A 15675-nucleotide genomic window follows, 5' to 3' on the forward strand; every position below is an offset into this window, starting at 1 on the left:
TTTAAAGCCTTGTTTTTATGTTATTATAATTGTAGGTTTTAATATTAAAAATAATATGGTAAACATTGACATAAAAAAACAGCTAACGAAATTTTTCATATATATCAATGGTCTTCCAGGAAGTGGTAAACTTTCTACAGCAATAGTATTATCTAGTATGATAAATGCAGTAATTGTAAGTGGACTTGAATATAATCAAACTTCCAAAGAAGCTCGAGATAGAATATATAACACTACACATGTTATGTTTCAGGCAATAGAAGCCTATCCTATTGACTCAAAAAATTATATATTTGTTGATGAATTAATTAAAAATAATGATTACAACATAAGAATATATAACTCAGTAGTAGAACTTAGTAAAAAAATGAGCACAAAAATCCTCCCTATAGTACTTAGGTGCAATCCATTGATATTACAAGAGCGTACTATATCAAAAAAGCAAAGAAAAAATAGGAAGGTTACTAATATAAATAGTATTAAATTTAGGGAGGAAGATTTATTTGTACCACAAAATGCTATAGAGGTAGAAAATTCAAATATGAGTATAAAAGAAGTAGCAGAAGAAATAGTAAGTCAGATGTACAAACTTGGCCAAATTAATAGTGTTTACGCAATAGGCAACGATTTCATATACTGAGGCTCATTTAAATATAGAGCCTCAACTCCATTTAATTTTTGTTTATTTTTTAGTCTATAACGGACTAATAGCCCTGCATGGCTAGCATCCAACTTTGGTAAACTGCAATCCATATATGTAATGCAGTGCGTTTCAGGCTGGAGTTCACTTACTACAGCAGGATTTGATAGCGGTAACAAATTGAAATCAAATAACTGCGTATAAAACTTTTGATCATCTTCGATTATAGCTTTAATATTTTTTTTGCTATTTGTACAAAGTAGCGATATTGCATATGCTTGAGCTTCCAGGGCACTAACCCCATATAACGGCTTATTTGTAGCAAGATTTATACCTTGTGCAGTTGATATACCAACTCTGATTCCAGTAAAACTTCCTGGTCCAACTATCACTGCTAAATGGTCTATTTTACCGTAGCTATAATTATGCTTATCAAACAAAGTATTCAGTATTTGAAAAAATGATTCTGCATGACTATTGTTTGCAGAATTGCGTTCTACAAAACAATTACCATCGTAATCAATTACTGCTATTGAACTACCAGCACCTACAGTATTAATTGCTAGAATGGACGTCACTTAAGCTTATCATAGAGCTTTGTAAACATCATAGTGAACGCACCGTTACCCATAACATTTGCTGAAGTTATTATTGGGTCAAACACTATATACAATGCTGTAATTAATGAAAGCATCTCTGGAGAGAATTTAAGATACTTCTCAAGAATAGGCAACATTACCATAATCCCTCCCGCTGGAACTGCAACAATAGCAAATTTAAATAACAGAAAGTAGAGAAGGAAAGTCACATAGTCTGTTGCAGACAATGCACCACCAAAAGTCATTATCATTGATAGTATTATAATAAAAAAGCAATCACCTACTAAATGAAAGCTAGCAGTTATTGGCACAACAGACGATGCTATATCAGGTTGCTTTACATTTTTTTTGCTTCCTTCAAGAGTAAGCGGCATAGTTGCATTACTAGACATTGTGCTCATTGCGGTAATAAATGCCGGTATCATATTGCCTATACTAGCTATCCAGCTTGTGATCTTGAATGAATTTGCTGCTCCATATAAGAGAAAAACGTAAAGATAGGTTGCAAATGCTATAATAATGAAAATTATTGAGTAGTCCTTAAATATTATAGATAAAACCTGATCGTGTTGCATTTTTAAAGCAAGCCCAAGTACAAAAATTGGAATGATTGGCGCCAAAAACGTCTTCAAAATAAAGAAAGTTAGATCTAACATTTTGTTTGAAAGCTCTTTGCTTTTCTTGGGTAAAAGTGTGGACAACACTATGCTGGACACAAATCCACAAGCAAGGGCATAAAAATTAGAAAGGAGTAGCGGCAGCCTAAATGACCATAAAGGAACAATTGTTTCTTCATACGTTATATCTCGTATTGAATAAGTGTTTTGTATGATAAAATGCCAAGCAGAATAAGCTATTAAACTTGAAGCTAGATTCGATAAGAAGATCATTATAATAAGTAACAATATAAACTTTATAGCTGACTGCTTAAGATTGTTAACACTGCTAAAGATTAATGCAAAAACAATAAAAGGCATTATAAATAGTAAGATCTCTTTTATACTAAGGCTTATTGAATACAAGAAGGCTTTCACTTCCATTGGAACTAGATGACCAAAAAATATAACTGAAGTGATAACAGCAAGTAAGGTTAGTAGTTGTAACATATTCTAATATAGCGATATCCTATGGAAATACATATGATAAATTAGCTGCTAAGTAAAGTAAAACTGCTTAAAATATTTACATTACCTTCTAGTACTTGAATGAGATTTCAAATTACAATGTTTCCACAAAGTATATAATTAACATCCACACCTTTGGTCAAGTTCCATTCACGCTTTATTACATTATATTCCATACCAGCCATGTTTTGCAGTGTTACATTGTTCTCTCTTAGATGATTTGCAATTTCTGATGGCTTGAGAAATTTATTCCAATTATGTGTGCCTTTTGGCAGCCAGTTTAATATGTACTCTGCGCCGACTATTGCAAGACAGAAGGATTTAATAGTTCTATTTATTGTCGATATAAAAATTAGCCCTTCTGGCTTCAACAGCTCTATTGCTTTTTTCATGAAAAACCCTAAATTATCGACATGTTCAACCACTTCCATCAACAAAACCACGTCATACTTCTTGTCATTGCTTAGCTCTTCAATGCTAGTGTGTGTGTATTCTATATTTAACCCTACTTTCTTCGCATGCGACTGTGCCACTTTTATGTTTTCTTCACATACATCTATTCCCGCAACGCTAATACCAACACGCGCCATTGACTCTGACAAAATGCCACCACCACAACCAACATCGAGCAATGATAGTTCTTTTAAATCGCATTTTTTTAATTCTTTTATTTTGTCAACGATGTATGATACTCTCACAGGATTCATCATGTGCAATGGCTTGAATTTGCCATTCTCATCCCACCATTCACCTGCTATTTTAGCGAATTTTGATATTTCATCTTCGTTATAAGTTTTTGTGGTTTTTTTCTTGCTAATATTGCTAAGTTTATCAAGGCGTTCTTTATGTCTACTTTCTTTTGAAAATTCTGTTTCGAGGAATTGTTTGACTATGTCTTTTGCTAATCCACTCGCAGTAAACCCTGCACCAAGACAAAGTATATTCGCGTTGCCATGCTCGCGAGCTAATTTTGCGATCTCAACACTATTACATAAAGCAGCGTAGATTCCTTCAAAACGATTTGCCACAGTACTCATGCCCAAACCTGTACCGCAAATTAATATTCCATAATTTGCTTTTTTGTTTGTTATATCTTCTACAACTTCAGCAGCATAGTCAGGGTAGTCTACACTCTTTTGCTCAGCAGTGCAGCCACGGTCTATCACTGTATAACCTAAAGTTTCTAGATAAGGCTTTATTTCTGATTTTAATTCATAACCTGCATGGTCTGAAGCAATTGATATTATATCTGACATGCGAAAAATTGCAACTTAAGGATATTTATATGGGTAATTTATTTTGAGCTTTCTGTCAAGCTCTCCTGATCTTTCTGAATAAATTTCGAGTCAGGTATGCATAAATTCTATATAATTTTTATCCTATCACTACTAATTCGGTAAAATGGATCATATAGATACTATAAAGTCAAAATTATTGTTGTCCGACATAGTAGGTAAAAAAGTTAGGTTAATAAAAAGAGGAGATAGTTTTGTTGGACTCTGCCCATTTCATAGCGAAAAAACTCCATCTTTTTCGGTCAGCAATATTAAGGGCTTATATTACTGTTTCGGTTGTTCAGCTCATGGTGATGCGTTTGAATTTATTTCACAAACTGAGGGCTTAAGTTTTAAGGAAGCGCTGGAAAGGCTGGCATCGGTTGCAGGTGTTAAGTTACCTGAAACCCTTAATATTACCAAAGAGAGCAACAAGTTGTTTTCAACGCTGAATTTAGCTGCAAATTGGTTTACACAAAAAAATCAGAGCGTTGTAGATTATTTAAAGCAGCGTAAGATATCACCCAAAATCATAGATAAATTTAGAATAGGTTATGCACCAAGCTCTGGTTTGAGAGAATACTTGAACTCTTCCGGTATTGAAGACAAAGTTTTGGTTAATGTTGGGTTGATAAATAAAAATTTTCGTGATTATTTCTATGATCGACTCATGTTTCCTATACAGAACATTGCAGGAAAAGTTATTGGCTTTGGTGGACGTGCGCTGAGTCCTGATCAACAACCAAAATATTTAAATAGCCCAGAGAGTCAGCTCTTTAAGAAAAGAGAAAATTTATATGGAATAAACTTTGCTTTGAGCGAAATACGCAAAAAACAACACATATTTGTTGTTGAAGGATATATGGACGCTATAGCACTACATCAAGCTGGAATTAGCAATACAGTTGCTCCGCTTGGTACCGCAATTTCTGCAGAGCAGATAAAAAATCTTTGGAAATTTGCTAAAGAAATTTCCATCTGTATGGATGGCGATAGTGCAGGATGTCATGCTGCTATTCGAATTGCAGAACTTGTTCTGCCGATACTGGAGCCTGGATACACATTGAAATTCGTGACTTTGCCAAACAATAAGGATCCATACGATATATGCAATAAGCTAGAATATAAGACAGAAGACGTACTCTCTGCTTTTAACCACTCAACAGAACTGCACTCTGAATATTTATGGAATCACATAATCGATAGCAATTTGCAAAATTATGACAAATTTGCTCCGGAAAAATATTCAATTCTTGAGCACAAATTCATGGAATATGTAAACGCTATCAGTAACGGCAGTATTAGAAGGTATTATAGAGATTATTTTTACAATAAAGCTAACGAACTGAGAAGTAGATTTAAAAAGCAAATTTTTAAAAGTAGACTCAGAGAAACAAAAGAGGAGTATCTCTATAACAAATCTCCAGAATTAATTGAAACAGAGCAAAATCAAGCTATAACCCTGCGTATAGTAATAGAGTTTCCTGAGCTTTTAAACCATCCTATATTTTTTGAGCAATTTTCTCATTTTGAATTTACTAATACAGAAATGAAAAGATTACAACAGCGTATAATTGATGTAACAAATAGTCGAAGCGAACTCAGTAAAAAAGTTTTATTACAAGAATTACAACAACTTAATGTTATAAAGTTTATACTTGAAAAAACTAATGTACTGAGCAGCCAATTAAACGAGAGAAAATCTGCAGAGATTGTATGGAATAACATAGTCTTGCTAAAAGAATTAAATGTATTACAAGATGAAAAAATCAAAGCAAGGTTGAGCGGTAATTTAGATTTAGAGGAAAAATTGATAGAACAAATAAAACAAATAGAAAGTAGCATACAAGAAATGCAAATGGAGTTTATTCAAAAGTAGATGGCTTAAGATGTTCAAAATTATTAGAAAAACACTGTATTAGTGATTGCTTAAAATAGCTTATTCTAGTATAATTTATTTAATTACGACAAGTATTTGCATTTCTTCCTCTCATTATTTTTTTAGCCTTATATCTTGGTAGTGGTACTTATTTTTCCTTTATAGGACTTGACAATCCTCTTCATCAAATTTCACCGTTAGTTTGCTTATTACCAGCATTATTTTTTGCTATTCTATTCAATAAAAACAAAATTCAGCATAGCGTTGATACTCTTATAAAAGGTATGGGGAATAAAACTACTCTTACCGTGTGTTTGATTTTTCTCCTTGCTGGGGCATTTTCTACTGTTACTCAATCGCTTGGTAGTATAAATGTTATTGCTAGCTTAGCTATTTGCTTTCTTCCAGCACAATTATTACTTCCTGGAATGTTTTTAATTTCTGCGTTTATTGCAAGTGCAATAGGCACATCAATCGGAGTTATTGCACTTATAACACCAATAGCTGTGAATCTAGCACAAAATGGAGCTTTTGATTGTGCGGTGGGCGTTGGAGCTGTGATAGGTGGGTCTATGTTTGGCAGCAACCTTTCAATGATATCTGACACTACTATTGCTGCTACTTCTTCACAAGGAGCTTCAGTAAAGGATAAACTAAAACTAACCCTAAAGACAGGATCTGTTACAGGTTTTATAATACTTACTTATCTAGTAATGATTTCAAATAGCACAGAAGTTGTTTCTTTTTCAAGTCTGAATTATTTATCCATAGTCAAAATTATCCCTTATATATCTTTAATAATTATGGGTTTATTTGAAATAAACACACTGGTAACATTAGCTGTTAATATGGTTGTTGCTGGAATATTAGGAATAGCTTTTTTTGATTATTCTATTATTGATTATTCTCATGATATATGTAGGGGTTTTAATAAGATGAATGAAGTAATGATATTTATTCTTTTCAGTAGTGGATTAAGCCACTTAATGTACGAATACAGTCAGAAAAAGATAGATAAATTCACCGATGAAGTGAATCTTACAAGAAGTCAAGCTGAACTTATGATTGCAGGAATATCATCTATGTTTACTATTTTGGTTTCCAGCAATATTGTTGCTATTTTATTAACTAGTAATAGAGATATAACATTTCACCACACCGTAGTGCGTATTTATTAGAGATATTTACTGCGATCACAAAAAGTATCTTACCTTATGGTTCTCAAATATTGCTAGCAAGCAGCATTGCCTCTCTTTCACCTATTGCTGTACTAACAAAAGTATATTATTGTTTTGTTTTTGCAGCAGTTGCAATAAGTGAAATAGTTATTAATGGCAGACGTCATGCGGTTGTAGCTCCTCAATTACCATAAACAACTCTTTCTGTAGCTTTGTGGAAATTATGCTAACTGATTATGCTGTAAAGGTGAGCCATATTCATATATAAATTAATCTGTTGTTGCTAAACTTTCATTTTCACAACTCATTTTTCTACAAATTTTCACTCAATTTGTTAATAAATTGACAATTATTACAATATTTGCTAAAATGTTTATATGTCAGTACCTGCTTTCATAAAGATGTGGTATTAGTGGTATAATCAAAAATGTATAAAAATAGTGGAGAAACAAATGCCTGATTATTATGAAATATTAGGAGTAAAAAGAGATGCTACTCACGATGAGATAAAAAAAGCATATCACAAATTGGCACTTAAGATTCATCCAGATAAATTGCATGAGGAAGCGCAAGAGTTAGATAGGTTAAAGAAAAAAAAGAAGGACGGAGAGCTACTATCACAGTCGGAAGAAGGTCAAATGGCTGAGCTTAAAGAGAAATTGGGAAAATTCAAGCAAATATCAGTAGCATACGAAATTTTATCTGATCAAACAAACAAAGCTCAGTACGATAAGGGAGAGGATGTTAGTCAACAAGCTTATAAGAGGGAGTCGTCATGGGAAAAAGAAATGAGAAAGTTTTTTGAAGAAGCAGATGAAATAGAAAAAGGAATACATAAGTTAAACAAAAGGGCACTTAAAACCGAGGAAAAAATGAATCAAGTGGAAATTTTCAACAAAATATATATTATATATTGTCGGAAATATTCCGAGTTAAGCAGAGAGCAAGCAGGAAAGCTACCCAAGGGGATTTAACAAACAAATGAGACAGGCGAAGCTAAAGAGACTGAAGGATTCGAAGAGGTTAAAAAAGTAGAACTCAAACCTGAATATATACTCACTATTCTGGGATTGTTGGAAAAGATCGAGTCAGGCAACCTTGAAGATTGTAGCTCTATAATAAAAGAAGTTACCATTGACACTAATGACATTGTATATCTAGTGCAAATTGCTATTGCGTACGATCGTGTGGAAATTTTCAAGCTCTTTGAAGGAAGGATAGAAATATCACCAAATGACATCTTAAACTATGCTTATAAATACCAATCTGAAAAGTTTTTGGATTATTTTTTTAATAAGTACTTAGATCAACTAGATGTCAACTATAAAGATAAAGAAGGAAATACAGCTTTACATCATACATTAAAATGGTTTGTTTGGGATGAATCGAAGAAATACCAAGGTTTTGTCGAGTCACTTCTTATTAAAGGCGCAAAGCTTAATACTAAAAATCACGAAGATAAAACTCCATTTGATCTCTTGGTTAATTATGCTAAACAATTTTCTTCTAAGGAAAAAGCAATAGAAAGATTAAATTATGTTGAGGAGTTTCTTAGTTGTTATGAACCCAATGAGCTGAAGAAGCTAGAAGGTACTTCTGCATTGAATAAACTGGTCAAACTTGCTGCTAGTAAGCATCACAAAGGAATTTTTAATCTCTTGGCCAAAAATAACATACATATTGCATATTTAGGTGATGAAGACGGTAACACAGCCTTACATTGTATATTAAAAAGTATTCATTATAAAGATTATGAATGGACAAATTTTGCCAAATTCCTTCTTAGTAAAGGTGCAAGGCTTGATGTTAAAAATCGTGAAGGTGAAACTCCATTTGATCTCTTGGTTGACTATGTCAGAATGCATTTTTATGATAGGCATAGTTCTGAGAGAAATGCTGATGGAAATTATGACTTTATTTGTCGTGACTCACGTAGTCCACTGCAACGGCTAGATTTAGTTGTAAGGTTACTTAGCGAACATAAAGATAAACTGGAAGATCTAAATGGTACTAGTAAGTTAGGTACATTAGTAAATATTGTTGTTGATTGTAATCATAAAGGAGCTCTAGATCTTCTGCTAGAAAGTAACATACGGATTTCAAGTTATACTTTAAATAAAATTGTTGAATGGGATTTTCATGAAAAGATTTTTGATTGCTTTTTACATAAAAATAAAATTGACTATCAAGATGAAAGTGGGGATACAGCTCTACATCATGCTTTAAGAAAGTTGCACTCCGATAAGTCAATGCTTTGCAAAGTTGAATCACTTGTGAGTGCAGGTGCGAGATTTTATGTTAAAAATGACCAAGGTGAAACTCCGTTTGATCTCTTGGTTGAATATGTTGAGAAGGGGTTTTATGGTCAAGCGTCAAGGTTAAGTTATGCTTGGAAGTTGCTTAACGAATGTGAAAATAAAGATGTACTAAGAGAGCTAAAATATAAAGATGGTACTACTGCATTAGATAAACTAAATGAGCTTCGTATTAAGTGTCGTAATACTTCTATCATAGTTGCTTCTACGTTAGCAGTAGTAGGAGTTGCTTTAGGAGTAGCTATTGCAGTTTACTCAGGAATGTTAGCGTTAGGGATAGGAATTGGAGTTTGTTGTCTTGTTGTTGCTGCAATCATATACCATTGTAATAGTCCTGCAAATTTATTGAAAGATAGCAATGCTGAAGTTGCAATTAATCAAATGGCATTAGTAAAATTATAACTTAAGATCAGAAGAAATGGCAGATCAAGTTTAATAATTTTAATTCAGTAATATATTTAGTAAAATCTAAAACTAAGAAAATTCTATATTTGCAACTCTGTGAGATGCTGGTGGTATCTATCTTACTTTCTTGATAGGAATATAGATGACAAGAGATAGGCAATGGAATTACAAAGAGTTTGCAAATATTAGTTATTATTTGTAGAATATAGAGAAATTAATAGAGATTTTAATAGTATGCCATCCGTTACTTTTATTTTACCTGATGGAAGTAAGAAAAGTTATGAAGCTGCAGAGGGAGAAACTCTTCTTAATTTAGCCCATAGAAGTGATCCAGATCTGCTTGAAGGTGCATGTGAAGGCTCTCTTGCTTGTTCTACATGCCATGTGATTATTGATCCAAAATTTTATGATGTTGTAGAAACACATAATCCTATATCTGATGAGGAGAATGACATGCTGGATCTAGCTTTCGGTTTAGCAGAGACATCGAGGCTTGGATGCCAAATAAAAATCACAAAAGATATTGACGGTTTGTGCGTAACCGTGCCCAGAGGTACAAGAAATATATCATTAGATAAATAAGAGGATAATGCGTAAAATTTTTATCTATATTCTCATCTCCTTACCTTTGTTTATTCCTCTAGCGTATAGTGGTTTTTGGTATTTTTCTGCATTTAAGGTAAAAAGTCTTTTAACTGATTACATTAATGACGAAAAAGTTGATATTTCACATGATTTTAACGGATTTCCTTTTAACCTAGTTTTTCGTGTAACGAATCCAAAATTTTCTAATGAGCAATTAACTGTTTCATCTGAAGCTTTAGTGATAAAAAACAGATTATTTGATAAGTCAGTATATATCTATATACCGAGCAATAAAGTAAATATTGCTGTCCGTAGTGATGAGAAAAAGAATATAAAGTGTCACACACACGTGAGTAGCCACTTTGTTGTTAAACTAAATGATTTACTATCTTCATTAAAATTCAACAGAAATAGCACTGTAATAGAATATATAGATACATTTCGTTACGAAGATTATGGATTAAAATGTGATGTTTTAGAAAATCAGCAAAGTGTTATAACTGAAGTGAATGATAAAAGTAATTACATTCAATTTCACTTTGATAAAGAACTGAATGAAAATACTAAACTAGAATTTGATTTTTATACTTACCGTTATAAACATACTGCAAGTCCTGAAAATTACCTTAGTGTCGACGCTAAATTAGATTATGAATTTGTAAACCATATTTCAGCTTCTAAGATTAATTTCAACATAGAAAAATTTTTGATTGAGAGTAATAACTTTTCTATTGCTGCGAATGGTGGAGTAAGTAATTACAATTTAGTTACATCTTCATTTGAAGATAAAGTCAATGTAGCCATATCAAATTATAAAGAATTAATTTCGTTTGTGACTAATGATTCAAAGACTGCAGATAAATTGGAAAAATCAATATCTTCCTTATCAGAAAAAATCACTGATAACGACATTCAATTTTCAATAAAGTACGACAATAATGTAGGTTCAGGCTTTATTGGAAAATTATCCACTGCTGATTTTATCACTCAATTCACCAAGAATGAGAATAGTAATTAGCTTACTTTTTACATTGATATTCCATTTAAGCATAAATGCTTTTACTTTGGATGATAAACTAAGAGACGAAAGCATGGAAGAGCGAGCAAGTAGCTTATTTGCAGTAATAAAGTGTCCAGTATGCTCTGGTGAATTATTATCCGAATCTGAGTCTCAAGTTGCATATGTTATGCGTAAGACAATTCGCAAGAAGATCAGTGATGGATATACTAACGAGCAAATAGTTTCAGAGTTAAAGAATTCTTATGGAGATTCAATTATCATTGTACCACCTGTAAAATCTAGTACCTACATTTTATGGTTTATTCCTTTTATAATTCTTCTTATTGGATGTTTTCTAATACGAAAATCAGTTCAGAAAATAGATAAAGTAGTAAAAAGATAACTATAGAGTAAAAGTGAGTTTACAACAAATGCAAGTAGCTACTATACGAACATTTGAGTTTAGATCAAAGATTGTAAGGTTAAATCTTCCATCCAAATAACCACGCACTCTACCTGCTTATCTGGGTAGACTTCTTGCACTAAGGTTTTATAGATCAACATTTGCTTTTTTATTTCATTTGATGAGGAAATAGAAACGTTATGGTGTGATTTATAGTCAATTATGATTGCTTTGTCTTCTGTTATACACAGTCTGTCTAGCCGCACTAATACTGGTTTTCCGTCAATTGTTCCACTAAGTGGAATTTCTGATTTGCCCTCCAAGTCGAACAGGTAATCATATTTTACATTAAAGGTTAATATTTTGCTGTAAATTTCATCCTTATCTTCACTAGTGTTTATGCTATCAAGATATTTCCTAACCCAATTTTTTCTCCTGTCTTTCTCTATCTTGGGCATATATTGCAATATACTGTGAATTATTAAGCCTCTTGCATAGCTGTCTGTCGTCCCAATGCTCCTTTTTGTAATTCCAGCATTCTCATCTGTCATCCCAGTGCTTGACACTGGCTTTTTTTCTCCAGGTTCCAGCGTCACGTGCTGCAATGACATTGATAGGTTTGATGGAGGTGAAATCACTGAAACATCAAAATAATCACGTTTTTTATAAATAGAAGGGTAGTTTGCATTCATGCATAGTACTTCAACTTTTTCTTTAAATATCGGCTGTAAGTATAGTTTTTTCCTCTCATATAATGCTCCATATTGAATAACTAGATCATACCAAGAGCCCTTTTGCACTGGCTCTTTGCCTAAAATGTATAACTCATCTTCAGCACGCGTAAGTGCCACGTACAGCAAACGCAAATATTCGTTATAATCCTCTAGTTTTTTCTCTCTTTTTACTTGATTACAATAAGCATTACTATTTTTGCCACACCAAAATGGTGCTTCTGTTGCATCAAACAAAATATTTTCGCTGTTTCTTGGTACTGTATTTGTGTCAACTAAAAACACTATTGGAGCTTGTAGACCTTTTGATTTATGAATTGTCATTATTCGTACAGCATTGAGTTCTGATTGCATATCGTTTTTAATCTCAGGATTATTTTCTTTGATCCACTGAACAAATGCTTGAAGAGATGGGTGCTCAAATTGCAATACGAGGTTCATAAATTCGTCTAGAATCTCGAAGCACTCAAGACCTAGCCTTGCAGCAAATTTCTTTTTACCTGTGCGTAATATATGCGTGAATAATGTAAGAGGGGATTTTGTCTGAGATAAGTTAATCAGATAGTTTAATTCGCTATAAATAACCTCATGATAATCATGAATTTTTTCCCACAACGACTGCTCTTTACGATTATATGCAATATTGAATAAACCGTCCTCAGTAAAGTTAAATAGCGGTGATTTTAAAACATTTGCAAGAGCAAGATCATTTGCCTGAAGGAGCAAAAATTCAGCCAAAGCTATTAAGTCCTGCACAGCTATGTAATCCATAATTCTAAAATAATCTCGGCCTATAACTGGTACATTTACTTTTTTTAGTTCACTTATTATGTAGTCAACTAGCGCATTTCGTTGCCGTACCAAAATCATAATGTCCCTTGGTTCTATATGGCGATCTTTGGCGACTAAAATCCGCCCTTCGTTTAACCAATTGTGAATTCTTTGGGCTATTGCCTGAGCAAGTAATCGATCCTTTACTACATAATCTTTCCTCTGTGTTAAATGAATTTGCAAGGCTTGCTGCTCTTCCTCTTCATATCCTGGCAGTAACGGCCAAATTTCAATGTATCCTTGATCGTTTTCTCTATATGGAATATGTTTTATCTTGTTATCATTGAAAGATATTTCTTCACGAAAATTGTTAAATATTCTGTCTACAAGCATCAAAACTTCTGGAGTTGAGCGAAATGACTTTTCAAGTTGACATGATACCCAATCTCTGCCACCGGTTTTCGTGTGAAAATATTGCTGCATGTAATTAAATAGATGGGGATTTGCTCCTTGAAATCTGTAAATTGATTGTTTTACATCGCCAACAACAAATAAAGTTCTCTTTTCATCACTGCCGGTAAAAAATTCATCGCAGAGACTTGTTATAATTTTCCATTGACTAATACTATTGTCTTGTGCCTCGTCAACAAGAATATGGTCTATTTTTTGGTCTAGATTAAACAATATCCAATCTTTATTGTCTGGATTGCTAAGGAGATTTGTTGCTAAATTGATGATATCATCATAATCAAGCAGTGCATTCTTTGATTTTTCATTATTATATAGATCAATATATACTTTAAATATACTAAGTAAACTACTGGTTCTTGCGAATATTTGATAAGAATTTATGTCCTTTACATGGGTAAACAATGCATTTTGAATGCTTTCTATCATTTGCTCTACGTCTTCAAAATTTTCCAAAACACCCTTTGTTATAATGGATGATATGCTCTTTTTTTCGTACGATTCTGATTTGAGAAATACTTTAGCTAAGTTCTCTATCTTGTTGTCATCCCAGTGCTTGACACTGGGATCCATATTTCTTTTTTTCTGGATCCCAGTGTCAAGTACTGGCATGACAACATTTGGTACGGACGATTTTGTGCTATTACACCAATCATAAAGTATCGCACTGTAACTCTTATCTCTTTTGCTTCCCTTACTTAATATTTTAGCTAATCTTTTTATCTGCTCAATCGTTTCATTCTGTAAATTGTCAATCTTGTCTGGGACGCTTAGTTTATCTTTTATATATCCTAAATTATTTTCTAGAGCTGATCTCTTTATACATAAGGTATAGAGCAAATCACGCAGCTTATTTTCATCAATTTCAGCTGCAACGATATTGATATCGTCCTGCAAAGTTTCGTTATGAAGCGTTTTTTCAAATACGATGGAATGCAATTCTTTACATTCGCTCAACGTACAATTTGGAGCGATACCAGCTTCTGTAGGAAAGCTGGAGATTAATTTGTAACAAAAGGCGTGTATAGTTTGAATATTAAGACCAAGATTTTCCAGTTCAGAAAAAAGCCTTCTTGCTCTTGTTAAATAATCTTTATTTTCTCTGGTCACACACTGGGCTAATTGTTCTAAATCTGCGACCAATATACCCTCTGAACATATTGCCCACTTACTAAGTGTACTGTAAATGCGATTCTCCATTTCATTTGCTGCAGCATTGGTAAATGTTAAGCAGAGAATATTTCTCTTATTCTCTAACAGAAGTCTTAATACTCTGTCTATTAAGATCTTTGTTTTACCTGTACCAGCTGATGCACTTACCCATATAGAGAAGTTAGGATTTATGGCATTTGATCTCATTAGGAATGTATAAAGTTTGACTGAAGTGGCATTTCAAGTATAGTAAATAAGATAGTGTTAGTGAAGATATACAGATGGAAAGTTTTTGTGTAAAGGCTCCTGCAAAGATCAATCTTTTTTTACATATTATAAATAGAGAAGAAAGAGGGTATCATTTAATTGAAAGTTTGGTTATCTTTGCTAAATTTTCTAATTTTTTAGAGATAAAAGTAGGAGAAAAAAACTTTAGATATGATAACTCTACAGTTCAATTTGTAAACTCTGAGTTTAAAATAGATTATCGATATAATACTATAACGAAAGCATTGAGTCTACTGCTTAGGCATGCTCCTGTACGCACTAAAGTCACTGTGAAGGTTGTAAAAAATGTACCAATTGCTGCGGGATTTGGTAGTGGTTCCTCAGATGCTGGAGCTGTGATACGCATGCTGGGAGAGCTTTGGGACATTGATAGGCAAATTTTAAGTGATATAGCTTTAAGCGTTGGTGCTGATGTGCCTGCAAGTGTAGATAGTAAGCCAGTTTTTGTTAGAGGTGTTGGTGAGGAATTATGCCCCATTAAACAATGCTCTTTACCCATAAGTCTGGTACTTGTGAAACCGAAAAAAAAGTTTTTGAATACATCAGAAGTATTTTCCAAGTATAAAGAGGATTTCTCTAAGCCAATTAAGTGGAGTGATAACACTGAGGAGAATTTGTTAGAGCTTCTTAAAGAGACAAAAAATGACCTGCAAGAAGCAGCAATAAGTCTTGTACCTGAAATTCAGAATGTAATATCAACACTAGAGTCACAAGAAGGCTCTATACTTTCTCGTATGTCAGGTAGTGGTGTAGCGTGTTTTGGAATGTTTGATAGTGAAGAAAGTGCAAAAGCTGCAGCGGCAAATATCAAAAAGGAATATCCAGAATGGTGGGTGTGCGACACGGAATTAATAGCTTGATTT

At 33.1% G+C, this 15675-nt stretch carries 12 protein-coding genes and 1 pseudogene; 9 read left to right on the forward strand and 4 right to left on the reverse strand.

Features of this window, described 5'->3' with window-relative positions:
* Positions 1-55: 55 nt before the first annotated feature.
* Positions 56-640 (forward strand): DEAD/DEAH box helicase family protein, encoded by a 585-nt coding sequence (locus BBB02_RS05225; protein ID WP_179948508.1) that lies wholly within the window; start codon positions 56-58, stop codon positions 638-640.
* On the opposite strand, the gene tsaB is transcribed toward BBB02_RS05225, so the two are convergent.
* The 3 genes from tsaB to ubiG form a co-directional block, all read right to left on the reverse strand.
* A complete protein-coding gene (tsaB, locus tag BBB02_RS05230) occupies positions 610-1218 on the reverse strand; it encodes a tRNA (adenosine(37)-N6)-threonylcarbamoyltransferase complex dimerization subunit type 1 TsaB (RefSeq protein WP_127464190.1) in 609 nt (202 codons plus the stop codon). The two genes, BBB02_RS05225 and tsaB, sit on opposite strands and share 31 nt — an antisense overlap.
* Positions 1215-2345, reverse strand: a complete 1131-nt coding sequence (locus BBB02_RS05235) for a cation:dicarboxylate symporter family transporter (protein WP_127464191.1) — start codon at positions 2343-2345, stop codon at positions 1215-1217. The genes tsaB and BBB02_RS05235 overlap by 4 nt, the downstream gene beginning before the upstream one ends.
* Positions 2346-2452: 107 nt before the next feature.
* Entirely contained in the window at positions 2453-3619 is a 1167-nt protein-coding gene (gene ubiG, locus BBB02_RS05240; protein ID WP_127464192.1) for a bifunctional 2-polyprenyl-6-hydroxyphenol methylase/3-demethylubiquinol 3-O-methyltransferase UbiG, read from the reverse strand.
* A gap of 145 nt (positions 3620-3764) precedes the next feature.
* Between ubiG and dnaG the strand changes: the two genes are divergently transcribed.
* From dnaG to BBB02_RS05275, 7 genes and pseudogenes are all read left to right on the forward strand, one after another.
* Complete coding sequence (gene dnaG, locus BBB02_RS05245) at positions 3765-5516, forward strand: DNA primase (protein ID WP_127464193.1); 1752 nt, start codon at positions 3765-3767, stop codon at positions 5514-5516.
* A 113-nt stretch (positions 5517-5629) separates the two neighbouring features.
* Positions 5630-6888, forward strand: a pseudogene (locus tag BBB02_RS05250) (Na+/H+ antiporter NhaC family protein).
* Between the two features lie 258 nt (positions 6889-7146).
* On the forward strand, positions 7147-7668 hold the full coding sequence (locus BBB02_RS06800; protein ID WP_218937008.1) for a J domain-containing protein: 522 nt from the start codon (positions 7147-7149) through the stop codon (positions 7666-7668).
* A 99-nt stretch (positions 7669-7767) separates the two neighbouring features.
* Complete coding sequence (locus BBB02_RS06525) at positions 7768-9411, forward strand: TomO hydrophobic C-terminal domain-containing protein (RefSeq protein ID WP_245970090.1); 1644 nt, start codon at positions 7768-7770, stop codon at positions 9409-9411.
* 237 nt (positions 9412-9648) lie between these two features.
* Positions 9649-9996 (forward strand): ferredoxin family 2Fe-2S iron-sulfur cluster binding protein, encoded by a 348-nt coding sequence (locus tag BBB02_RS05265; RefSeq protein ID WP_127464194.1) that lies wholly within the window; start codon positions 9649-9651, stop codon positions 9994-9996.
* Between the two features lie 7 nt (positions 9997-10003).
* Complete coding sequence (locus tag BBB02_RS05270) at positions 10004-11017, forward strand: hypothetical protein (protein WP_127464195.1); 1014 nt, start codon at positions 10004-10006, stop codon at positions 11015-11017.
* A complete protein-coding gene (locus BBB02_RS05275; RefSeq protein WP_015588473.1) occupies positions 11001-11402 on the forward strand; it encodes a cytochrome c-type biogenesis protein in 402 nt (133 codons plus the stop codon). The genes BBB02_RS05270 and BBB02_RS05275 overlap by 17 nt, the downstream gene beginning before the upstream one ends.
* Before the next feature lie 59 nt (positions 11403-11461).
* Here the strand turns inward: BBB02_RS05275 and BBB02_RS05280 are convergent, their stop codons facing one another.
* Complete coding sequence (locus tag BBB02_RS05280; RefSeq protein ID WP_127464196.1) at positions 11462-14731, reverse strand: UvrD-helicase domain-containing protein; 3270 nt, start codon at positions 14729-14731, stop codon at positions 11462-11464.
* Between the two features lie 74 nt (positions 14732-14805).
* On the opposite strand from BBB02_RS05280, the gene BBB02_RS05285 reads away from it, so the two are divergent.
* Complete coding sequence (locus tag BBB02_RS05285; RefSeq protein WP_127464197.1) at positions 14806-15672, forward strand: 4-(cytidine 5'-diphospho)-2-C-methyl-D-erythritol kinase; 867 nt, start codon at positions 14806-14808, stop codon at positions 15670-15672.
* Positions 15673-15675: the final 3 nt, after the last annotated feature.

The sequence above is a fragment of the Wolbachia endosymbiont of Bemisia tabaci genome (assembly GCF_003999585.1).
Taxonomy (GTDB): Bacteria; Pseudomonadota; Alphaproteobacteria; order Rickettsiales; family Anaplasmataceae; genus Wolbachia.

What these genes read in the sequence shown, in the direction of transcription:
- BBB02_RS05235 (WP_127464191.1), bottom strand. Translation starts at nt 2,345, where the DNA reads ATGTTACAACTACTAACCTTACTTGCTGTTATCACTTCAGTTATATTT.
- BBB02_RS05225 (WP_179948508.1), top strand. Translation starts at nt 56, where the DNA reads ATGGTAAACATTGACATAAAAAAACAGCTAACGAAATTTTTCATATAT.
- dnaG (WP_127464193.1), top strand. Translation starts at nt 3,765, where the DNA reads ATGGATCATATAGATACTATAAAGTCAAAATTATTGTTGTCCGACATA.
- ubiG (WP_127464192.1), bottom strand. Translation starts at nt 3,619, where the DNA reads ATGTCAGATATAATATCAATTGCTTCAGACCATGCAGGTTATGAATTA.
- BBB02_RS05265 (WP_127464194.1), top strand. Translation starts at nt 9,649, where the DNA reads ATGCCATCCGTTACTTTTATTTTACCTGATGGAAGTAAGAAAAGTTAT.
- BBB02_RS05275 (WP_015588473.1), top strand. Translation starts at nt 11,001, where the DNA reads ATGAGAATAGTAATTAGCTTACTTTTTACATTGATATTCCATTTAAGC.
- BBB02_RS06800 (WP_218937008.1), top strand. Translation starts at nt 7,147, where the DNA reads ATGCCTGATTATTATGAAATATTAGGAGTAAAAAGAGATGCTACTCAC.
- BBB02_RS05270 (WP_127464195.1), top strand. Translation starts at nt 10,004, where the DNA reads ATGCGTAAAATTTTTATCTATATTCTCATCTCCTTACCTTTGTTTATT.
- BBB02_RS05280 (WP_127464196.1), bottom strand. Translation starts at nt 14,731, where the DNA reads ATGAGATCAAATGCCATAAATCCTAACTTCTCTATATGGGTAAGTGCA.
- BBB02_RS05285 (WP_127464197.1), top strand. Translation starts at nt 14,806, where the DNA reads ATGGAAAGTTTTTGTGTAAAGGCTCCTGCAAAGATCAATCTTTTTTTA.